Annotated in this window: 12 protein-coding genes; 4 read left to right on the top strand and 8 right to left on the bottom strand. The window is 34.2% G+C overall.

Going from position 1 to position 23,883, the window contains the following annotated elements:
- Positions 1-42 precede the first annotated feature (42 nt).
- Together EG359_RS06110 and EG359_RS06115 are read right to left on the bottom strand one after the other, a co-directional pair.
- Complete coding sequence (locus EG359_RS06110; RefSeq protein WP_076350962.1) at positions 43-3,126, bottom strand: DEAD/DEAH box helicase; 3,084 nt, start codon at positions 3,124-3,126, stop codon at positions 43-45.
- Between the two features lie 71 nt (positions 3,127-3,197).
- Positions 3,198-6,002, bottom strand: coding sequence for a hypothetical protein (locus EG359_RS06115; protein WP_123867286.1), 2,805 nt, complete (start codon positions 6,000-6,002; stop codon positions 3,198-3,200).
- A 548-nt stretch (positions 6,003-6,550) separates the two neighbouring features.
- On the opposite strand from EG359_RS06115, the gene EG359_RS06120 reads away from it, so the two are divergent.
- From EG359_RS06120 to EG359_RS06135, 4 genes are all read left to right on the top strand, one after another.
- On the top strand, positions 6,551-7,201 hold the full coding sequence (locus tag EG359_RS06120; protein WP_076350958.1) for a hypothetical protein: 651 nt from the start codon (positions 6,551-6,553) through the stop codon (positions 7,199-7,201).
- Positions 7,198-9,306 carry a coiled-coil domain-containing protein gene (locus tag EG359_RS06125; protein ID WP_076350956.1) on the top strand — a complete coding sequence of 703 codons (2,109 nt, stop codon included), beginning with the start codon at positions 7,198-7,200 and terminating at the stop codon, positions 9,304-9,306. The genes EG359_RS06120 and EG359_RS06125 overlap by 4 nt, the downstream gene beginning before the upstream one ends.
- Positions 9,307-10,995: a response regulator gene (locus EG359_RS06130; protein WP_076350954.1), complete on the top strand. Its 1,689-nt coding sequence runs from the start codon at positions 9,307-9,309 to the stop codon at positions 10,993-10,995.
- Between the two features lie 137 nt (positions 10,996-11,132).
- Positions 11,133-15,803, top strand: coding sequence for an AAA domain-containing protein (locus EG359_RS06135; protein ID WP_076350952.1), 4,671 nt, complete (start codon positions 11,133-11,135; stop codon positions 15,801-15,803).
- Between the two features lie 300 nt (positions 15,804-16,103).
- On the opposite strand, the gene EG359_RS06140 is transcribed toward EG359_RS06135, so the two are convergent.
- The 6 genes from EG359_RS06140 to EG359_RS06165 all read right to left on the bottom strand — a co-directional run bounded on the left by EG359_RS06140 (position 16,104) and on the right by EG359_RS06165 (position 23,838).
- Positions 16,104-16,733: an alpha-ketoglutarate-dependent dioxygenase AlkB gene (locus tag EG359_RS06140; RefSeq protein WP_076350950.1), complete on the bottom strand. Its 630-nt coding sequence runs from the start codon at positions 16,731-16,733 to the stop codon at positions 16,104-16,106.
- A gap of 2 nt (positions 16,734-16,735) precedes the next feature.
- Entirely contained in the window at positions 16,736-18,196 is a 1,461-nt protein-coding gene (locus EG359_RS06145; RefSeq protein ID WP_076350948.1) for a hypothetical protein, read from the bottom strand.
- Positions 18,180-20,225 (bottom strand): hypothetical protein, encoded by a 2,046-nt coding sequence (locus EG359_RS06150; RefSeq protein WP_076350946.1) that lies wholly within the window; start codon positions 20,223-20,225, stop codon positions 18,180-18,182. Before EG359_RS06150 ends, EG359_RS06145 begins: the two co-directional genes overlap by 17 nt.
- Before the next feature lie 21 nt (positions 20,226-20,246).
- Positions 20,247-21,464 carry a DEAD/DEAH box helicase gene (locus EG359_RS06155; protein WP_076350944.1) on the bottom strand — a complete coding sequence of 406 codons (1,218 nt, stop codon included), beginning with the start codon at positions 21,462-21,464 and terminating at the stop codon, positions 20,247-20,249.
- Positions 21,465-21,922: 458 nt separating this feature from the next.
- Complete coding sequence (locus tag EG359_RS06160) at positions 21,923-23,521, bottom strand: recombinase family protein (protein ID WP_076350942.1); 1,599 nt, start codon at positions 23,519-23,521, stop codon at positions 21,923-21,925.
- A gap of 101 nt (positions 23,522-23,622) precedes the next feature.
- On the bottom strand, positions 23,623-23,838 hold the full coding sequence (locus EG359_RS06165; protein ID WP_076350940.1) for a hypothetical protein: 216 nt from the start codon (positions 23,836-23,838) through the stop codon (positions 23,623-23,625).
- Between the last annotated feature and the right edge of the window lie 45 nt (positions 23,839-23,883).

A 23,883-nucleotide genomic window follows, 5' to 3' on the forward strand; every position in this document is an offset into this window, starting at 1 on the left:
TAAAAGAAAATTATAGTATTAATATACTGATTGGCAATAATTCTATTCTTCATAAAGCGGAATCTCAGGAAGCTCTATTCTAGTTGATTGTTCTTGAATATTTTGTTCAATCTTAAATCTTATTTCTTCAACCTTATCACTAGAAAATATCTCTAATAAAATTCGCTCATCAGTAGCACTAAACTGATTAATAGTCATTATCCCTCTTTTTAATAATTCAAGATATTCACCTCGATTTAAAGTTCTTCCTAAAAGTTTTGCTAGCTCTATAATAGATGACGGAACACCTAGTTCTAATCTTAAAAGTAATTTGGGAATTCTTTCTGTTAGCTTAATCTCCGGTTTTAGTATTTCAGTTATGCCAGCAACAATAGGGAGTACATCACAAACTCTTGAAACTATTGCTCGTATTGCACCTGCAGCAGAGTTGTCTCGACTGTGCTGCATAAGAAGAGCCTCCATTTCCACCAATTGCATATCTGTAACCCAAAGTAGGCTAGCCATCGTTTTCTTTGATTTCGATGTAGTCTCAATATTATCCTTTGAATATCTTGAAAATGCATTTATCAATTGAGAAGGAATTCGCTGTCTTTGTATGGCATCACTCCATGTATGTGGCTCTTTATAAATGCTTTTTTTGTTTATAGGCATATATACCTGCTGTAACTCTATGGTAAGTTGAGTGATTCCCAATAATACGGGATCAGAAATGAGCTCTGAAGGGATTTGTTGTAAAGTACTAATAATACGGATAATAGATTCAACTTCAATTCCTGAATCTCCGGCTATTTTTCCGATTGTAGTAGTATGAAAACAGTTTTCATCATCCATTTCTATTAGCTGATGATAAGTAAGTTCATTTAAGGCATCATCAATATCACTTGAGCTCCAGTCCCATGTGTTATATTTTATTTTCTCTTGATAAGCCCCAAAACTTTCTGTTAAAAATCCAATAATTTCAGACCTGCTCATTCCTCTTTTAGATTTGGATGCAGCCAGTACTCTTAGTACCAACGAACGACTATCTGTGTTCTTTGAAACAAAATTAGATTGCATATCTTCTGGGGTTCCCAAAACATAGTCTTGCCAGTAAGTATGTTCTGCGATTGAAGTTGTTGCAATCAAAAAAGAGTATCCTCTATCAGCAAAACCTAATCGACCTGCTCGACCTATAATATTTTTATATTCAGAAACTGAATAAGGAGTATTACCTGGATGAGTCAGACCGGAAATAATGACCGCTTCAGCCGGAGTATTAACTCCCATAGCTAAAGTTGTAGTTGCTGCAATTATTTTTAATCCTGAATGTTTTCTTCTGAATTGATCTTCTATAACAGATCTTTCCTCAGCGTCAAGATCCGAAATATGAAAAGCAACTCCCTTATTTAACGTTTGTATTAGTTTCTGAGTGGAAATAGAAGGGTCATTTTGTGGCAATAAATCAATTGCATCGGAAGCCGGCTGCAAATCTAAATTAGTAGCCAAGTACATTGCACAAGCTTGTGCTTCTGATTTTGTCTCTCGGAAAACAATAACGTTTTTCCCTTCGTTGACTAACTTCTGAACCAACGGGATTATAATATCCTGACTGGATCCCTTCCTAAAACTGGGTCTTATAAGGTTTGTTGTAATTTCATCCCCTGTATCAGATTCAATATATCGAAAATCACCATTGAGCTTTATAATTCCTTCATTTAGAGGAATTGGTCTTTCAGTATGTAATAACAGACGACCACCTAACCACCTTTCTAATCCATTTAAATCACCAATTACTGCGGACAAAGCTATAATCTGAGGTTCAACACCTTCTCTACGCTTAAGTTTTAATAATGTTAATATAAATTCTAAGTTTAATCCTCTGCTTTTATCAGCTATCATTTGAGCTTCATCTACTATGACAGTTCCAATTTGATTAAGGACATAAGGATTAGCTAATATAATGGCTGCAAACTTTTCATAAGTCATCAAGCATATATCATACTGTCCTTTCATCAATGGCATAATATCGTCAGTAACACTTTCTCCTGTAGCTTTGATTGTTTTAATATCAAAAGATGCATATGTCTCGTCAAAATGCCTTAACTTATCATTTACCAATGCTTTTAGAGGAAGAAGAAATACAGCTCTTTTTCTTTGTAAAACTCCATATATAGCAGCAAGCTCTCCTATCATTGTTTTACCAGAAGATGTAGGTGCGGAAACTACAAGATGGTTACCCGTAAGAATGCCATAATCATTAATTGCATCTACCTGCAATTGATTTAGTGATGGTATCTTAGATTTCCATGCTTCTATAATGCCATTAGGAAATCCAAACTCCAGCAAGGATTCTATACTTGCATCCACCAATGAAAGGTTCCTTTCTGGAAAAGCTTCTTTGTACAATCTACCTGGTTTAAAGACAGGGAAACTAATCTCTTCTGTTATTTGTCCTAACAACATGGGATTTTGCTCAGCACCTAATTCACCAGCAGAGTTCTTAACACTTGATGTAACATACTCCAATAAACGGAATATACCGATTTTTTGATCTTTTCTTACTTCATTTGCTCCTTGCAATGCCTCTAGCAGATGGTAAGTCAATAAACCATGACCTAACTTTCCATTTTCCCATGCAGGTTCGGTAGCCTTTGAGGCAGTTAATATAACCCTGCCACTACCTGAAAATTGTTTTATTAGTTCTTCTCCAGATTTAAATTCTCTTGAAGCAAAATTTACCTCTAATGCTTTTGCTCCCATTCCTCCTGAAAAACAGCAGTCAATAATACATATTAATTGTCTTGCGGGAATATTTTTAAACCATTCTGCCAAAGTATCCAGTGCAATTGTCGTTGAGCCGATATCGTTAATATTTGTATCGTAGGTTACTAATTCATGGGTATTGGTACCGTGCCCTGAAAAAGAAAATATTACAATATCGTCATCTGCACAATTGGATAGCTCTTTAACTCGGAATTCTATCGAATCTCTTGTTGCATTTTCATCGAACATCAAATGAAAATTTCCCTGAAGATTATCAGAAAACAAAGAATATAATGCAACTGCATCTCGTCTTGCACAAGAAAGCCAATTTATTGAAGGAGATTGAAACCTATCAATGCCTATAAATATACCGTGGATTTTCATTTGAATATAAAGGAATAGTATTTAATATACTACTATTCATACAAATATAGCGAAAACCAAAGTACATTAATTTACGGTTTCTCCCATTTTTTTAAAAATTTGTACTTAATTTCCGCCAAAGATGAATTAAAATCTCTTTCAAGTCGTTCTTCAATAGCAATAACGATATGAGGAATATCTGATAGTCGTTTAAGAAAATTCGGATATTCCGCAACCTGTATAAGCCAATTGGAATCAAAAAATTGGTAATCAAATCTCTTCGGATTCAAGAGCCACTTTTCAAAAGTATTTAAGCCTGTTAATTTTTCAGAACATACTAACTCAACGTCAATTTCAAGTTTGGATATAAGAAGAATAAAATTCAGAAAAGACAAATTGATTGATTCTACGGACTTTAACTTAAAATCTCTGTAGCCTATTCTATTATTGACATAATTAAGATACTTCTCAAAATAATCTCCTTCATCAAATTTAATTACTCCAGCATGTAGCAATAATCTATAGAATTCGTCATCAAATTGCATGTCAAGAAAATCCGTGAATGCACCGTATAAAATTTTCTTACAAGAATCATCTACGATTTGAGCCAAATTAATAGCTTTTCTGAAATTCTTAAAAGTTCCATCCTCTCGCTGACAATTCAAAAGCAGCCTGTTAATTAAATTTATGTTGGAGTATTTGTATTGTGGCTTATGCCTTAAAAAGACTTTTGGGGTATTTCTTATTAAACCTTCATATTTGTGATTATGCATTTTGTCCCTTCTAATCGCAATATTTAAAATAGACTCCAGATCTTTTTCCTCAAATAAATCTCCACGCCTGATCATAAAACTTTCGAGTTCTTTTAAATTGTAATGAGCCAGATTGTCTTCTACATTTAAGAAACCTATCAAAGTTTTGATCAATGGTGAAAACTGTTCTTTCTCTATATCTAATCTTGAAAGAACGGTGAAAATATTTGTAAAGATAGTATTGTATTGTTGGTCAAAATTCCAGTTTTCCAGTTGAATCGCTACAATTTCATTTTTAACAAAATCATTAAAGAAACCTTTTTTTATAGAACTACTCAAAAGATTGTTCAGTTTTAACAGCAGTTTGTCTAAGCTTTCCTGATCAACTTCTATCACTTCCTGTTTTGAAAGTATTTCCTGTAGTTTTGTCGAATGGATATGTAAGATACTTTCTGTCAGGATAAAATCATTAAAATATTGAAGTCCATACCCCGAAGTATTATAACTGGTCACTAAAGCTTGCAAAGTGAGCGCAGTGATTTTCTTGTACCTATTAAATTTTACATAAAAAATAGAATTGCCATAATGATGTCTGAAGCATTTCTCATAATTTACAAGCAGATTGTACGCATAGTCCGGACCTATTTGCGAACCTCCGTCATCGATCAGTTTCTTTAATGCATTAATTTGCTCGAGGAGTTGATCAACACTGTCCTCAACTTTGTCAATAAGATCGTCGTCCTTCACTTTCTTTAAGTAATCCAGCACATCCTTCTCGATATAAAATTCCAACTCATTATAAAGCAGCTTATCCATGTCGATTGCTCTTATGTTGCTTCGGATTTCTTCCGTATCTTCCAATGATGACATCTGAATCAGATGATATAAAAAAGTAGTATTCAGCGAAGCTAGAAAATAGGTCACTCCTTTTTCAGGACTAATTTTTTCCAAATTCTTTATTTCATTTAAAATGAAATAAGATGTTCTGTAATTATTCGATGATACCAAAAAATTCCCAAATGCATATTCCATAGTAAGATAATCCAAGTTTCCATCGGCCTGCTTTAGTTTTCTGATAAGTTTGTCAAAATCAAAATTTCTGTAATTACAAATCATACAGTCACAGACAGTATCTTCAGGACTTAAATCAATATCTACCGCAACTATATTGTCATCCTCACAGCTAAAAATATGAGTCTTTGAAACCCCAATAACACCTTTTTTCCGTCTTAATTCTAACTGATAGTCACGAACTGCGTGAATTTTAGTAATCATACATTTATTAAGAAATTTGAACGACCATCTTAATCTTTCCATCGCTTCATTAATATCTATTCCTTCCAATTCTGTTATTAAAGAATCCGAGAAACTAATCTCTCTTCCATCCACAGAAATTTTGGTCAATAGCGTATAAATATCTGGATTGATCGTAAAAAGCTTATCATCATGGTAATGCCATACATATTCATCCAAAATATTAAAAGGCCTTATAGAAGCTAGATAATCTGGACTTACAAAACCAAACTCTTCAAACCTTTTAAGTGAATAGTAAATTTTATCAATAATATGAACGTTCTCACTTTCAGTTTTTGATTGATCTTTTGAAAGTTCGAACAGCGTATCTGTATTAGATCTCTCAGTAAGATCATATTTCATAAATCTATCGTTATGAAATAGAAATAAAAGTTCCTTCAGTTTATCTTCATTGTTTAATTCTTTTAAAAGGTAAACCTGACATTTCGAACTATCCTGTGATCTATAAAACCTAATTTCATTGATGTTAGTAACTATAACCCAATTACAGTTACCACCGGTCTTGTGTGCATAGCCAAACCCTTGCTCTACAGCTGAAATACTCTTTTCCCGTTTTTGTTTTGTGTCTAGATTAGTTTTTGGATCCTTTACCTCTATAACAACTCTAACTTCATCTTTCTTTTTATCCTTATAAAAATAACCTAGAACCGCATCGGGCTTGGTACCGTCTGTTAACGATTTTTTCTCTTCCCGCAGCATCCATTTGTGAGCATTTCCGTAATTGAAATTTAAAATATCTCCAAAAAAAGTAGTAACAAATCTAGATTTTATCTCCTCTTCTTTTAAACTACTGAACTTTCCAGACTCCAACTCTTTAATAAGTGATTCCACGAGATTTTTTATTCGTCGAATATTGGGCACAGTAGATAATTTAAAATCATACAAAAACTTATTTAGAAAGAATTCGGAAAAAATGGGCTTATTCATCATGGATTACTTGTTAAAACAAAAATACATAATGCAAATATATTTTGGTCAAAAATTAGATCCATGGACCTTAAATTCGCCATTTCCTTACTTATTATTTCCAATACTGAGTTTTCAAACCAGTTTTTATCTGAACAACTAAAGAAAAAAATCCCACAAAATAATATTTCTGATATCGAATGAGTAATAGATAATGAAATATACCAAAATTGCAACCGAGAGGAGACTCATTACGGTATCCCGTAACCTCAATTATGAAATAATCTTTAATTTTAGGAATAAAAAGAAATATGGTACGACCCCAGCAAATTTTTTTTAAGATGCAAATTGAAATGTGGCCCTTATAAAGTTACCAAGACATTGCTCTCAGACCAAGAAAATTTGTGCATTTTTATTTTGATCATATTACTTTTAAAGATAAATTTAACATCTATTAACCTGATAACTCCTTAATGGAAAAAAATGAAATCCGCTCTTACAAAGATAGAATTCGAATTTTTTTTATTCTATATTTTTTCAGCGAACCTTTCACAAGTGATGAAAGGCCACATGCTGTCAGACTTTTCAAAACGGAAACAAGAATTCAGAAAATAGATTTTCTATTCAGAAATCCCGATTATTTAGCTTATGAATTGCTATTGATAGCCAAAAACGATAAAAGCAAATCAGCAAAAATTAAAGATATAGTCAGAAATATACTACAAACAAACGAGCCTACGCTGAAACGTCTTGAAATGGAAAGATTCTTCTATGGAGCATATGAAGATATTGATGATATCATCGGTTTCTTATCCGGCATAGGTTTTATCGAATTTGACAGTAAGAAAAGCAGTGATTTTAAGACCATCGACAAACAATACTATATTTTGAAGGCTGCAGAGGATAAAATGGCAATGGGTATTTCCGACATGAAATTTATCCAGTGGTACAAAGAACGATGCCTACTCATCGCCGAATATTTTGGAGATCTTTCTGGTACACAGTTGAAAGTAAATCAATACAGAGTCGATCAATATAGAGATACAAGTTATAAAGAGTACATCGGATCTATCGAAGAAACAGTAAGGAAAGAATACAGCCAGCTATACAACGAAATAATATGAAAAGTTTAGATTTTAAGGAATTCGTAAAAGTAATTCACGCAGATTTTCACGATACACCAGTTGAACAGATTGAACAGTTGTTAAATATTGGGGAAGCCTTCACCAAAGATAGTCCAGTATCAACAGGGAAAAGATTGACTATAACAAGTGTGGCATTTCAGGGAGAAAAAATATCCGAAGAAGCTAACGACTATGCAGGAGATATAATAAACTATTCTAAAGCCATAGATTCTGGAATCAACATCTGGATCGCTGACAATCTCAAAGGAAAATCCAGTATTTTCAAAATCCTCAAATATGGCCTTACAGGAGCTAACTCCCTAAAAACAAATATTAAAAAATGGATCAAACTGATCTTGATAAACTTCAAAATCAACGAAAAAGAATACAGTATTTTCTTGGATTGCTCTAAAAGAAGCTTAAAAGGAATTCTCTACAGCTGTCATGTTCTGTCCATAGAACAGGTAGAAAATTTTAGTGAACAAATATTATTTGAAAGCTCAGGTGAAACCGAATATCAGAATAAAATACAGGATTTTTTCTTCAAACAATTCACCTACTATTCTTTACGATGGACGCAAAAAACCTCACAGAAAGACAAAAATGAGCTTCTCGAAGTGGGGACAAGTTGGAAAACCTATTTTAAATCCATTTTTCTTGAATCAAGTGACAGTGCAATAATGTTTGGTGACCAAGGCAAAAAAATATTTCAGATGTTATTGGGGCTTGAATTTACCTACGCCATCAATTATTTCAGCGTAGAAAAAGATAAACTTGTTTTCGAAAGGGCAAAAAAGAATTCTCTTCTCAAGGAGCTTGAATCTTCCCATAGCGAAAAGATTGAGCAGTTGAATAATCAATTGAAGGAAATCGATGATAAACTTGCAGCAGGTTCACAGCAGGCTACGTCCAAACTTGACCTGACCGAGTATTATAAAGAACGTGAAAATCTCTTAAATTCCCTTAAGGAAAATGGTGAGAAAATTAGTGCAGCTCAACAAAAAATTGATAGCGAAAAATCTGCACTTGATGCGATAAAAGAAAAACGTAAACAGCATAGCGAAGCAAAAGTACACTTGGACCGTGAAATACGTAAAGTCAACAAACAGATTTCTGATCTGGAAGAATACGTTGAAATTGGTATATATTTCGCAAACCTTGATATCAGTAAATGCCCAAGCTGCAACCACTCTATCTCGGAACATCAGAAGCAAAATGCATTAAGGGCCAAAACATGTTCTGTATGCCATGATGATATAGAACCGGAGCAGGACATAGATGAAAAAGAAATATATGAGGGAAAAATACGTAATTTAAAGATTACTTTGTCCGGGCTTCAAATTGATCTCGAAAAACTCAAAAACCGAGAAGAGAAAGATGACTATGATATGCATTACGCCAATATAATAAAATTTGGTCAGGAACTTGATCATCTTCTTGGTATGACAGACATTTCGGAAAGACTTGAAACTCTGAACGAAATTCTTAGCCAGCAAACTCTAGTTAACGATCCTATCGATGTAAATAGAGAAGAACTCATTGCTGAGAGAGCTGTCATAAATTTTCAACTTCAGGAAAAACACCCCACTTTAGCACAGGAAGAAAATGATTATGATCTCAAAATTAAAGTTTATGAAAAAGCTATCACAGAGCTCGGCACACAGCGTTTTAAACATAGTGAAAATGTGCTCAACCGATTATCTGCACTGATGCTCAACGAAATACATCAAATGGGTATGAAATCAATATCAGAAATCATCATCACTGCAAATTTTGACATAAAGTACAAGCAGGACGGTGACCATATTGGTTTTGAAGAAATAGCTGAGGGAGAACAGCTCAGGGCGAAACTTGCACTGTACCTCAGCCTGATCCAGCTGGACATCGAATACAATTTTGGACGCCATACGAAATTTTTGATTATTGACAGTCCGGCAAAAGAGGAAGCTGATGCTAATTATATGTCAGGTCTTTCTAATCTACTGGCCACTATTCATGAGCGTTTTGGGACTAAATTGCAGATTCTGGTAGGCTCGGCAGAAAGATCCTTAATTGATGCCGTGCCAAACCAACATGTAACACCAGAAGACCAATTCGTATTTTAAATGATCAGTATAACAGAATTTAGAGCCTATAACCTTCCGGCAAAAATTCAATATTTTGATAAGGGCGAGGACAACTATACAGAAGTCAATGCTATCGATATCAATCGTTTTTTTGTGTCTATATTGCAGGACGATGCGGAGAACCGTTACGTTAAACAACAAGCATTAAAAGCATTTATATCTCTTGTGGTTATAAATAAGATTAATTCAAGATATGCACTTTCACTACTGATCGATAATTGGAATAAAAACTGCGGGCTTCATTTAAATATTGAACGTTTAAGGGCACTATATCTTTTCTTTGATCATGATGAATCAGCAATAAATCATATATATAACGAAGGAACAAAAGATCTGCAAGGCGAGATTGTTGCAGAAAGCTGTCTACGCCTTGCACTATTTGAGTTAAAGAAAGCCCTTGCAACTGATTCCAAGTCGGACATTATTTCACATTTAGAAAATGCTGAGAATCATTTCAATAATGCTAACCGAAACATCGAAAATAGGATTGATGCAATCATTTATAGCACTATCTGCAGAATATTTATCAACATTTTACACGGAGATATTGACCGAACACCAGAGTTAATGACTGTACTGTCTGGGCACTTATTTATATTTGATGCAAATTCCCTAACCAATCATCGTTCATCTCTTTTCCTTGGTCTGTACCGATTGCTTTGGAATCTATTGGCAATCATTAGGGAAAAACCTGAAGACTGGCTTGATTTCAGGGATTCCATGAGCAGGATTTTTTTTCAGATTTCGCTCATTGAAGATGAATACCTCAACAATGTTCTTTTGGACAAAATCCTTATCTCCTCTTCTGCGAAGCTGATGAACAGAAAGTTATTGACCCCGTTTTTCGCTCTCCACTTCCATGCTCAAAAAGGCAAGATCAGAAATAGAATGTCCGAACTTGAAAGTGGAGAAGAATTCGATTTTCTAACTTCACTGCTAGAATTAATAGACAATCATCTTCAAAAAAAAAAATTAGATCAAGAATCTGTTGCCATTAAGCTTCAGACAATATTCCCAAATCGCAGCAATACTTCAATTGAAGATGTCATTGCGGACATTACAAGCTTTAACGATCCTATTCAGATACTTTCAGCCTATGAAAAATTGGCATCACCGACCCTGCAATCTTTCATCGATATAGTACTTGCAGCGTGCATGCGAATGCAAGCTAACCGGCTTTATTGGCCTCCTTGCCTGGAAGATGATCGTAATACATTTATCAGTGACCAGCTTGAAGCATTGGGTTATTATGTTAAAGATCAAACCAAAAGAGCCACTTCAGCGGCAGGCATTCTCGCAGGTGAAATAGATCTATTTATTTTGGACACCAAGAAATTTCCTTTCACTATCATAGAGGCCTTAAACCTGACCTCACTTGACAAAACAGATTTAACCACTCACCTAGATAAAGTTTTTAAATATGATTCCAATGGCAACAAAGCCAACTTTATGCTCGTTTACTATGATGGCAAAAATTATAGCGGATTTTCCAACAAATATTACAACTATATAGCAACGGAACATAATTACCATTATGCCCGACAATCAGCTAAAAAACACGAGTGGTTACAACAAAGCAATATCCGACTTTATGAAACGCAGCATAGCAGAAATGGTAAAATTGTTTCACTGTACCATATCGTCCTTCACACAAACCCACAATTTTAGGTTTGTTTATGCTAAATGGTTCCATTATCGTAGAATTGGACTTACATAGCGTATCCTATTTAACCTGTGTTCTAAAATTGTTCAGCATTATTAGATACCATTTCATATAAAGACATAACCATAAAACCGATAAAAAAATGACAGAAGAGTACCAAAATTGGTTCGAAAAACTCGCAAAAGATAGAGAAGAAAGTGCTATCATGCTTGAAAAGCCGTCCATGCGCGGAATTAAAAATAGTGTCGTGGAAAAATACAGTGACCAAGCCCACTTTATTTATGAACTCTTGCAAAACGCAAATGACGCAAAAGCAACAACATCCTCTTTTCAATTAACCGATGAGGGCCTATACTTTAAACACAACGGCACAATACATTTTAGCGTATCCAATCCAGACACAGAAGACATCGACAAGGAAAAAAATACACTTGGACACATTAATTCAATCACATCAATCGCCAATAGCAATAAAACAGAGTCATCCATAGGCAAATTTGGCGTAGGTTTTAAAGCTGTTTTTCAATACACGGAAACACCACATATATATGATCCAACCTTTCAATTTAAAATTGACAGGTTCATTATACCTGTAAAGTTACAGAAGGATTTAGATGAAAGACAGCAAAACGAAACTGTTTTTTATTTTCCATTCAACAAAACTGAAATGCCCCCGGAAAGAGCACATACGGATATTTTGGAAAAATTGAAAAAATTGGTGTTCCCTACGCTGTTTCTATCAACCTTACAAGAGATAAAATGGAAGGCAGCAAACCAAACAGGTGAATATACTAAGAGTAAGAGTAAAACAAAAAAACATAATCATATCTCTTATGAAAAAGTTGAATTATATCAACAAGTTGGATTGAGTCAAACCACAGAAAAATTATATTTATTTTCAAGTTCAACAGAAGAAAATCTTAACTACACTATTGGCTTTTTTCTAAATAAAAAAGACCGACTGACTGCAAAACAATATCCTGCATTCTGCTTTTTTCCGACAAAGGAAACAACAAATTTAAATTTTATCCTTCACGCCCCATTCTTGTTGACAGATAGCAGAGAAGGAATACATCGTTCAAAAGATCACAACAGTACGATGGTGGAGCTACTTTCTCAACTTGCAGCTGACAGCCTATCAATGTTGAAAGAACTGAATCTGATTGACGATGAAATTCTTGAAATAATTCCTTACAAGAATATAGAGTACGGTCATGAAAATTTCTTTGAGATCTTCTACAGCACAATTAAGCAAGTTTTCAAAAGCGAGGAAATATTACCTGCAAAAGGTGATTTTTTTGTTGACAAACAAAACGCTTACTGGGCTGATTCTCCTGATTTGGCAAATTTATTCTCTAACGAACAACTTGCAGAATTGGTGAAAAACGAAGACGCAAAATGGGTATTCTCAACTATAGGTAGGACAAAAGACAAAGAGGTTACAGATTATATTGATGGTGGTTCAGAAAGGTCCTGGGACAGAAAAGAGCCAAACTTGATCAAATCTAGTTTGGATTTTGAAAATAAAATTGCAGACCTAATCAATATTGATTTTATAAAAAACCAATCAAATGTTTGGCTTCATAAATTCTACGAATATTTAGCTGAAAGGAAATCATATCAGGATAAGTTCAAAACAAAACCAATTTTCAGGGATGCACAAGGTAATGCTGTTCCAGCATTTGAACAGAATGGTAAAGAATTACATGAAATTCTGTTTTTGCCTTTAGATGATCTGAATACAGCTTACAAGACCGTAGATGCTGAGTTACTAACGAATGAAAATACAAAGGAATTTTTTGAAAACTTCGGTATAAAAAAGCCAAGCCTAAAGGATGAAATTTACAATCATATATTGCCACTTTATGATAATGATGGAGAGATTGATACCGATGTCCACTTCCAAAAGTTCCTAAATTACTGGAAAAAAGAAGGTAGACCAGAAGATTTTATTGAATTAATAAAAGATAAAGAATTTATTTCGTTCAAGACAAAAGAAAACGACACTACTTTTCGTGGAATCGCAAATGAAATCTATTTTCCAAGTACAGAATTACATCAATATTTCGAAAGAAAACCTGACACAAAGTTTGTTGACTTAGAAGATTACCATACTTTTATCCAGGACGAAGCCGAACAACAAATTTTAAAAGAATTCTTGTTAAAATTGGGAGTTAGTATATTACCGAGGATACATGGTAAAGAAATAATAGATCATAAATTAAAAGAAAAATTAAATCTTAAAAAGTCGACCTATGGATATGACGATAGAAATAGGACCATCGACAAAGAAATTGATGGCTGCAAAGAACTTTTAACTAAAATTGATAGTAATGCTTCTTTAATCTTATGGAATTATTTAAAAGAATTACCTAATGCTTCCTATTCGAAAGGCAATCACAGATACTTCAATTATTCGCAACTATACCAATCTTTCGAATCAACGGTACTTACTTTATTAAAATCTGAAAAATGGCTTTTATCTACTAAAGATATATTTGTAGCACCTCATGAAATTACCATTTATGAATTATCAGAAGTTTATGCTTTTGACGCAGATTTAGAACATATCCTTGCATTTAAGCCTACTGTTGTGTTTACGGAAACGGAAAGAATTGCACAGAAATTTGAAAATGAACAGGAAGCGGAGGAAGCTAGAAAAGCCTTGGATGAAAAAAGGGAAAAGGAAAAGAGAAAAACAGAGAGAAATTCGTCAGGGAAAAATTCAGAGTTTCATATAGACGATTTATCTGATGCCATTGATAGTCTGGAGAATCTTGCAGAATCTGTAACACCACCAAAACCTGAAAAAGAACGATCAAATTCATTAGCTGACTTTGACCAAGATGAACAACTTGCCGAAGGAATTGAAGATTTAAAAAGGCAGCTTGAAATCAAAAAAAACAGAATCGATCTGGCTCAAAACATTAATAAGAGTGTCAAATATTCCTATGCTTGGTTTAAGGCTTATCTACAATTGCTTACAACATATACAGAAAAACAAGACATAAATAGACAGAAAGCAATTTTGTTCCAGGAAATAAAACCTTACAAAACCGATAGTAAGTACTTTCTATTGCGCGGTGCTAGCAGTTATATTTCGTCCGACATTGAAAATGCAGACGATTTCAAAGTCTCCCTTGTATTTGACGACCAAAAGAAAGAGAACATTATCGTCGAAGGGGTTTCTAAAAAGGGCCAGGATTTGTTGATCTATTGTCGCGAAAAAATGTCTGGAAGTATCGTTTCTCGATTATCAAAAGTGTTTAAAATCGAGATCAATTTTACCCCTGCCATTGATTTGCTCGACAGGCTTTACAAAGCATTCACTAACGCAAACTACATTGATGAATGGGAAAATATTCAAGAGTCACTACCTCCACTGAACTATATCTATGGGCCGCCGGGAACTGGTAAAACAACCACATTGTGCAATAAAATAAATAGCATCTTGAGTGAGAACCCAAATGCCAAGTTTTTAGTGCTCACGCCAACCAATAAAGCAGCAGATGTAATTTGTAAAAAATTACTAGAGATTAATTCCAATATTTATTCAGCGCGTTTAAGCCGTCCAACAGATCCTGAATTAGAAGAAAGTGACATCTATATAGATTCATTGGATCATAAATCCATAAATAATATAAATGTTATTGCTACTACCATTCATCGTTTGCCATATTTCGAAATTAACGCTGAAAAAGATGGAGAAAACTTTGGATACAAACTTTTTAAGCACAAAAACTTTGACCACGTTATTTTCGATGAAGCATCAATGACTGGATTACATTACATCGCATTTGCATTGATGAGTTTATTCAAGACAAAAAGGAACACAAATTTTATTATTGCAGGCGATCCAAAACAAATTCCTCCGGTTATTGAAATTAATGATAAAGAGTTGGAAAATTTTGACTTTCAAGACGAAAATATTTACAAGATGGTGCGTCTTGAAAGTTTCGATCCTAAAGAACAAGCTATCAGAGAAATTGACACAATTCAAAATCTTGACACACAATACCGCAGCATTCCGAAAATTGGACAGCTCTTTAGCGAACTTTCTTACTCAAGTCTTCTAAAACATCATAGAGATACGGCCAACAGAGAACCTAAACCATTACCGGAGAAGTTTAAAAATTTGATTACATCAAACGTAACATTTATTGATGTTCCGCTCGATGAAGATAATTCGATTTATAAAGTACATAAACTTTTTTACAGTTCATATCATATTTATTGTACCATAATGGTATCGGAAATCATCAAGGAATTTGATTCTGCAAACAAAGATGGGCAATGGACAGTAGGTTTGATAGCTCCATACAAAGCACAAGCAATAATACTTAACAAATTAATAACTTCTTATGGGATCTCAAAAAATATAAAGGTATTGTCAGACACTGTTCACGGTTTTCAGGGGGACGAATGTGATATGATCTTTTTCATTTGCAATCCTAACAACTATTTTTACTCAGGACATCAAAAAGCCTTATTATCCAAAGAATACATTTACAATGTTGCCATAAGCAGAGCAAAAGACTATCTGCTAATTTTGCATCCATATACAACAATTCAAAATAATATCTACATTAATAGGATTGGTCAGCCTTATAAAAACAATTTTGGTAATACAAAAATTTTGAAGGCCAAAGAAATTGAACAGTTCCTATTCAAAGACGGCATGTATATCGAAAATAACACTTACATTTCAGGTCACGACAATGTTAATGTTTTTGGGCTTTCTGAAATGAAGTATTTCATCAAAGCTAATGATACAGCAATCGATATTCAAATAAAGGATCCGCAGAATGGTTGATAAACCCTAAAATATTTCTGTCGAAATATCCATGCATGATGTATTTTTTCAGTTTAAATAGTGCCTATGAAATTCATTCATAGGCTTTTTGTTAAATTTCTCTTCCAGCTGCATAGTCAGAGAGATAATTGATGATTAAAAATTGAATTCTAAGCATTATTTAACCGTAGTTCTTAGCAAGTTTTATAAAGTAAGAATGAAGTTAACTGTTTTCGTTGAACCAGATAAAACAAGCTAGGACAATTTTAACTTAACCTAATATTGGATTTGCCTTAAAACTGTATATTATAAACTTTGATTTTAACTGAAGATGACCTTTCGAAAGGTAAGTGAGATTCTGGTAGTCCGCGAAATTGTTTTCCCCCTATATACATCGGACTTTCTCCCCGAAATACCATGGCTCCATTTATATCTAGCTTCATCTGACATTACAATCAAACTTCTTGGTTCCAATAAGATAGACTTTACTTCTTTAGTTTCGATATTAATAAAATCCATTACACAGGTTGATCCTAGGCTTAGCGAGAAAATGGTCTCACCAAAGCATGGCTGACAGTCAACATGGTTTGCGATGCCCTGTCCCGGTAAATACTCATTAACAATAAGCTGATCAGCATCTTCATGAATGATATTTCTATGTCTTATTTTTCTAAGAATGGGGTAAACCCAGACAGGCAAATTTCCAAGAAACATCGAATAATTCAATGAGCGAGCCCTATAATCATATTTATAACCATAATGCTGAACTCTTCTTTTCAGATCGTCCAACCATGGTTCACTATTTATTGCACCTATTAGGTTGATTTCCTCAGAACGAGTTATAAAGCTCGGAATATATTGAAGTCCCTTAATCTCACTAAAATCTACCTCTTCATTCACTGAAGGAATATTATCCAGGTCATCCGGCACAGGGTTAAATAAATCGTACATTATTACACTATTTCTAAAATTTCAAAATTAACATTTTCTAGAGTTGGACTGTTGTAACTATTTCGTTTTGTATTATAGAAGATACGGCATTTCGCACTGAAGACCACGTTAAATTCACCAAGGTAAGTTTTAAATGAATTATACTTTTCATTTTTCACAACCTCTGTCGTATTCTGATACAGAATATACAAAGGAGTTTCCTCTTTAGCCTTTCTCACGTTCATTACATCACGGGCAAGTTCTTCTTCATCAAGGCTATCGCTCGCAAAAAGATAACAAGTGTTTACAAAAATGCTATTGGCATCATCTAAATCGTCATAATTTAGATGACCTAACCGCTCCATATAAAATGTAGAATTTTCATTTACATAAACATCATTGTTCATCATATATTCAGCTTCTTCTCGCATCGAATTATAAAAATCGACCCCGAAATAATCAAAACTAACAACACCTGCATGCTTTGTATTTAAATGATCGACTAAAGCTATGCCAGAAGTAGCAGGCCCGCATCCAATGTCTATAAATTTAATCCTACCATTAACATTATGGTAACGATGAATCAGGTCAAAACGCTCCAATAAATACAAAGTGGAAAAATAGTGTTTACGCATATTAAAATACGAATACAACTTTACGATATCATTCGCGCTCAGATGTTCGTATGTTTTATCAAAATGAGCCTGTCCAAAATTTATTATTTTCTTTCGAATTGTTTGAGCATCATATCCGAGGAGTATTTCATACCATATTGTTCGATGGTGGTCTTTAACGTAATTCAGAAACTTGGCCTCGAACAAAGCCGCGGTGAAAACAGATGGCTCATAGATTTTCTCTCTCTCTTCTATAATAACAACTTCCGTTGTGAATTGATGCTTATTTATTTGATAGCAATCAAGTACTTTGTGCCGTTCAATCAGGTCATTATTATCAAATAGCTCTTGGAATTGCTGCAAAAAATCCTGTTGTCCATGCTCTTCAAGAAGTTCGGAAGTTTCCTCATAGTAAGTATGTAGATCACGCAGCACATCATTTTCATAGTCTTCTTCTCCATCGGTTATAGCTAAGGATAGCTTTTCCAGGTAGTTCTCAAAAAGGCCAATATGAGATCTAGCATTCGTATAATGTTTATGGTGAAGCCATGCGATAAGCCTGTTTTTAAAAATATTCGTCGACAGCTCACCCGCACAGTTTTCCACATGTCCCTGCTTATTCGCTTTTTTAAAAAATAGTCCGAGTTCTTTATATAGAAATTGCATTTCGCCTGTTTCTCTCTGGTCTTTTACCAGATCAAGAGAACTCAATCTCAAGAGAACCGTTGAACATTGTTCAATACTTAGTGCATCAACTTCAAGATTAATAAACATAAGCTTGAGCTGACTTTGATTCTCTGCGACATAGTTTATTATCTCTTCCGGAATTAACTGGATTATCCGTGCACTAAAATCACTTAATTCCATCATCTGACGTATTTTTCGAAAGTTGAAGCCTCATTTGAATCTCTTTCACATCAATGGAGCTTCTGTTTTCTTTAAGATAGTTGTATAAGTCATTTCTGGAAAAACATGCTCTATCGTAAATCGATCCGGCATGATGTATATCCATAATATAAATCGGCTTGATATTTAATCTAGCGTTATAACAGAATACACCAAAATCAGAAATCAGCGGTATTTCTTCCGGAAGCTTTAACACATCCTCCAATATGACAGAGAAAAGATCATTAAATGCCAGATTTAGATATCGCTTACCATATATCATGGTTTCAAATACCCGATAATTTGGAATTTCACGCTTTAATACGGGCTTCTCGTCAACTAAATCGTCAGGAATGCGAATAAATGACTTACCATTCTCTGATTCCTTGCCAAAAGCAAAGTTGTAGACATATTCAAAAATCTGATAATCAAACTTTGTTGTCAACTGAAATTTGATCGCAGGTTTGTTTGTACTAACGAGATCAGCGATTACATTTGGCAGATTGATTCGTTCATCTGTATTATTCAAATTTTTGTATCCATAAAAATAACCTAAAACGGCAAATGCATATTCCCCAAAGCTGGTTGAATATACAGATTCGAGATCTCTTCTTGAAATTTCTATATTATTTAAGTTTGCATAATTTCTAAGAAAGGCAAACAGATAAAGTTGTAACTGAGATTTTGACTTAGCTTCGTCAATTAGTGTTAAAGCCTTTTTACGCTCTAAATTTTGTGATAAAAATCCTATAAATTTTTTACGAATGGTTGCTGCATCATCGTTGACTTTTTCCATCAGTTTTCCAAATTCTAAGGTATCATCATCCGTAAAATTCGAATCGATATTTACTCTGGTAAAGATCCATTTTAAAAGCTCTTTTTCAGGAGGACATGAGTCATTAAACAGAAAGCTGTAGAACTCTGATATAGTACTTTTAGCAATTATTTCGTTCCCAAAACTTTCATCTAGAACCTGCATGGCATAAAAGAAATGATTTGGCAAAGTCTTATAGGACTTCGTTTTAGAAGAAATTAATATATCATAGTTGCGAAGAAAAGCTAGAAGACCGAGCACCCTATCAAATTTGTCCATCTTTCCTGCGTAATTTGCAACATCCGCAGTATTATCAATGTGAACATCATATTGTTGTTTGTCAACTTCTTTACCCACCGTTATAAGATGTTCGGGAATAAAACCTCCGTTGAACAAAATTGCGTCCTTAATTATGCTGTCCTTAATAAAAGAATGCTGAACAGTTATGCTCTTTATTTTACTAACCGCTATTGGAGTTTCAAGAAGCGCAAAATTATCACAAAGCACAATACTATCTCTTGAAATTCCCCTCAGGTCTATTTCTAATAAAATATGATCCTCTGTAGAGGAATGAGAATACGTATTTACCAATACCAGATAATCCTTGTTTACTGTTTGAAGGTCGGGAAATGCCCGGCGATCGACGTATTTTGATGGACTGACAAGTCCCGAAGAAAAATAATGAAATATATTTCCTGAGTGAATTTCAATATAGACCGATTTATCGATATCGAATTTTTGAATATCTAAAGCTACTTGTATTTCACTCGATGCCTTCTCAAATTCTTTAAGAATATCGTCCGAATCTTTTGTTCTATTCTCTGAAACCGACTTTTTTTCAGTAGCTGCTTCATTGTTTCCCTCCAAATTTTCTGAAGAAAAATTCCATGATACAATTTCACCACTTTGATAAACCTTCTGTTGGGAACCAGCATTTTCCTCTACTGAAAAAATTTCGTCTCCCTGAGTCACAAAATTTGTATCACTTCTGTTCACTGTATCATCCTGATCTTGCACATCAAGTACGACAGATTCCTTTTCATCTGAAGTTTCTGTACCTATTTCTTGACTGTCTTCAGGTTTGGCATTTTGATCATTCGGATCTTTATATGCTATGGATTCATCAAAAAGATTTTTATTCTCATTTGAGTTACTCTGATCCTTTTTTATTTCCGATTTTCTTTTTCTATTTTTAGCCATTACTAATCATCCTTTTTCGAATTATAACAATCCTTTAAATTTATCTGTTTTTTCCGCCTCATCATAGAAATTCATCGAAGCTGGTTTGAAACTATATAATATATAAATATCACTTCTAGCCCTTGTCACTGCCACATAATAATGACCTCTTGTCGCCCATGTTCTACCATCACTATTCCGCGCTGTCAGCGCCCTATTTGACAGCTGAAAAAACGGCATGATCACAATATCAAATTCTAACCCTTTGCACGACTCAAAAGTAGTAATAAATGGGGTCCTAAATTTCTTTTTTAAAACAGCTTCATCAATTCTATCCATATCGTGCCAGTAGTAAGAAAACGCTTTTTCATCCTTAGCGTTCTCTGCACAGGAATAGCCTTCACCGATCAGATAGTCTTTAATTGTTTCGACCTCATTCCCAAAATGACACAGTATACCAATATTACTAGTCGGAAAATTTTCAATGATCCTTTTAATTTCCGCTAATTGTTGAGCTTCACTAAGTCCTGGTCTAATTTCAGGCTCATTTCCTTCTCGAAGTCCTTCGGACCTCATGGCCTGAACTCTGAGATCTTCTGGTACAAATTTTTTGGCGAGTTCAAATATTTGACGTGTATTTCGATGATTTCCATCAAGATATTGCCGTCTGCTATCTATGTGCATCCGAATACCACTTAAGATAATGTCCTCTGCTTGGTCTTCTGGATAGTAACCTTTGAAATTTTGTGCCCTATCTGCTCCGACACTTACATTTGTTGTCAGCTCACCGACATTGTTGTATACAATACGTGGTAAATCCTGGCCCTCGTCAAAAAACAGTTCATCCAACTTTATATTATTTCTCCTACGACTTCCAATATAACCCCGAAAATTTCTGGCACATTCCTCGCTGGTAGCCTCTGGCCTAAATAATCCTATATTATCCTGATGCCACTGGAAAAATGTGGACAATTTATTCTCAACTATCTCATTGATTCTTTCCTCATCCAGTTCGCCAAATAATTCTTCTGCTCTGGCTCTTAACATGCCACGTATTGTTAGGATCAAAGTCTTATGATATGTAAAGAGCATCAAATCTCTATCATCCCTGACCGACCTTAAAAATCTAAAGATAGTGACCACCGTTTTGCCACTTCCCGGTCCGCCTGTTACGAGCATTGCACCCCTAGGATGATACGCCAACTGTTGGTCTGCATAAAGCGAATTGATCGCTGGTAGGGAAAATCTGAATTCCGGCATAATTTTCTATTGTTTTTGCCTTCACTATTTTCACATCCACTGCACATACGAAGGCTAATTAAGGTACAGTAAAAATTGCTGAGTGTGACTAACAAATTATTTAATACCGGATGTCTAACATCTACCCTAATAACATCCAATTTTAATAAACCACACATTATAATCACTAGCAGTTCTTTAGCAAATTTAATGCTTTTCTAAGTAGAAATAAGGACATATTTCATGTAAAAGCAAAAAATAAACTACTGATGGTTTTTATAGCCATTATTACTTGAAGGCCACGGTTTCCCTATTTTAGCGCTTTTTCTCAAGCTTTATGATTCAACATCATGCAATAGCAAGCGCAAGACGTATTTGCAAAAATAAAAACATGTATACAAAATAAAAAAGCGCAGCCTTAAACAGTGATTACAGTGAAATTTTAATCTAAAAACAAAAAACATACAACATATTTAATTTCAACAACATAACTTAAAAACACTCTCTAAATCAGTAAAAAAAGAGTTTGAATAGCCTACTGTCAAGTTCACAAGACCGACATTTGAAGATTTCACTCTTCGATGTCGGTTTTTTTTATTTCCTAATCCATTGTTATACTGGTAGATACACTGAGCAACAATATTCATTTTAGGTGTTTGAAAACTTTTTCCGTCAAATTCAACTTTTTGGGGAAATATCAAACACCCAATCGTTCTTTTCGTTTGAAGATCACCCTGCTGATAAAGGTTTACAAGGTTTTCCATCCCGTCAAGTGCATTTTCTATTTTTGTTCTAATGTCAAGCTCCTTGCTATCCGAAACCATTTGCTGAAGCTCCTGTTCCAATTGTTCAATTTGTGATTTTGTGATCCTTTTGATCTCTTTATAATCCTCTTCATCTAATTTATCAACAAGATATTTATCTCTTGCATTAGCAACCTTTTCATTGAGTAAATTGATCTCTTTTGAAATCGACTTTCTTTTAGCTTCTATATCACAAGTGAATTGTTTATAATTATCTAAAAGTATCTCCTTCATAAGTTCTTTGATGATCGGATTGTATTCCAGTTTAGAAATTTCAAACTCAAAGAGTTCATTTAACTTGTCAGAGTCAAACCTGAATCCACATTTATAATGGCAATGATAGTAATAATAGGTTCTAGACTTTCCTTTTGCACCGCTTGCTGTAAGATTCTTTCCACACCTTGGACAGACTAGAAGGCCTCTAAGGGGAAAACGCTCGTTTCCAAGAACTCTTCCACCAGGACCCTCTACTTTCCTTTTTTTGTCCATAATGTATTGAACCTGATTAAACAATCGTTCGCTAATCAATGCCTCATGTTTTCCTTCAGTGTAATAAGCTTCCTCTTGTTTATAGTCTTCAATATAGATCTTCCCACAGTAAACCGGATTTCTCATCGCTTTGGCGAAGGCGCTTCTTGACATTGATACTCCCTCTCTTTTATTCATTTGCAGCCTTACATGGTCAGCAGGAATATGACCTTTGGAAATCTCATTAAATGCCCAGATAATATTGGAAGCCTCCGGATCCTTAATTGCAATATATTTTTTACCATCTTCATGACTTCTGTTTATATATCCATAAGGAGCTATCCCCATCAGTCGTCCCTCTTTTTTTGCTCTTCTCATTCCATGGAAAGTATTTAATGCTCTTCTGTCATTTTCCACTTCAGGAGTTGATAAATAAATAGCCAACATTAGCTTATTTTCAGGAACTGACATATCCAAAGGCTGCTCAATGGCTTGGGGAATAATGTGGTTTTTTTGGAGCAAACTGATCATTTGATAAGCATCCCCAGTATTACGACTAAATCGATCCCACTTAGTGAACAGAACCAAACTGCTTTTATGACTCTTTTTTTTGATTTCGAGGAGATACTTTTTCCACTCAGGACGTTCAAAGCTTTTAGCTGAATGGTCTTCATAGATTACTCTATTAATGGAAATATCATTGTTTGTACAATATCTGCGTAATCTTTCGTCCTGATCTCTCTGAGAATATCCTTTTTCCGCCTGCTCATCAGTGGAAACTCTTATATATAGATCTGCTATTATCATTATTGTGATGATTTCGTTAAAAATTAATTTCAGGAAGTAAACAATTAAAAATCGTTACAGTAGAAATTCATCATTCTAATATTCCACTAAAATACAAATAATCAATCAGATGTAAAAAATTCTTTGAGCGTAAGTTTTACAATAATGTATAGAAATTCCATAATTTCTTCTGATTGTTCTTCATTAATATTATAACCAGCTGTTCTAAGGATTTCCAAAGCTTTATCAGGAGGAATTTTCTTTAGCTTTATTGCTGGAATATATTTTTTAATATCGTACTGAGATGCGGGTTGAATCTTGGATTTATCTTTCTTCATAACAATCTGATTGAGACTTTGATCTCAATAATTGTAATTTAGAAA

The sequence above is a fragment of the Chryseobacterium joostei genome (assembly GCF_003815775.1).
In the GTDB taxonomy this organism is placed as follows: Bacteria; Bacteroidota; Bacteroidia; order Flavobacteriales; family Weeksellaceae; genus Chryseobacterium; species Chryseobacterium joostei.

Excerpts from the sequence above, each read along its gene's own strand:
- EG359_RS06110 (WP_076350962.1), bottom strand. The coding sequence starts at position 3,126 with ATGAAAATCCACGGTATATTTATAGGCATTGATAGGTTTCAATCTCCT.
- EG359_RS06120 (WP_076350958.1), top strand. The coding sequence starts at position 6,551 with ATGGAAAAAAATGAAATCCGCTCTTACAAAGATAGAATTCGAATTTTT.
- EG359_RS06125 (WP_076350956.1), top strand. The coding sequence starts at position 7,198 with ATGAAAAGTTTAGATTTTAAGGAATTCGTAAAAGTAATTCACGCAGAT.
- EG359_RS06130 (WP_076350954.1), top strand. The coding sequence starts at position 9,307 with ATGATCAGTATAACAGAATTTAGAGCCTATAACCTTCCGGCAAAAATT.
- EG359_RS06135 (WP_076350952.1), top strand. The coding sequence starts at position 11,133 with ATGACAGAAGAGTACCAAAATTGGTTCGAAAAACTCGCAAAAGATAGA.
- EG359_RS06140 (WP_076350950.1), bottom strand. The coding sequence starts at position 16,733 with ATGTACGATTTATTTAACCCTGTGCCGGATGACCTGGATAATATTCCT.
- EG359_RS06145 (WP_076350948.1), bottom strand. The coding sequence starts at position 18,196 with ATGATGGAATTAAGTGATTTTAGTGCACGGATAATCCAGTTAATTCCG.
- EG359_RS06150 (WP_076350946.1), bottom strand. The coding sequence starts at position 20,225 with ATGGCTAAAAATAGAAAAAGAAAATCGGAAATAAAAAAGGATCAGAGT.
- EG359_RS06155 (WP_076350944.1), bottom strand. The coding sequence starts at position 21,464 with ATGCCGGAATTCAGATTTTCCCTACCAGCGATCAATTCGCTTTATGCA.
- EG359_RS06160 (WP_076350942.1), bottom strand. The coding sequence starts at position 23,521 with ATGATAATAGCAGATCTATATATAAGAGTTTCCACTGATGAGCAGGCG.
- EG359_RS06165 (WP_076350940.1), bottom strand. The coding sequence starts at position 23,838 with ATGAAGAAAGATAAATCCAAGATTCAACCCGCATCTCAGTACGATATT.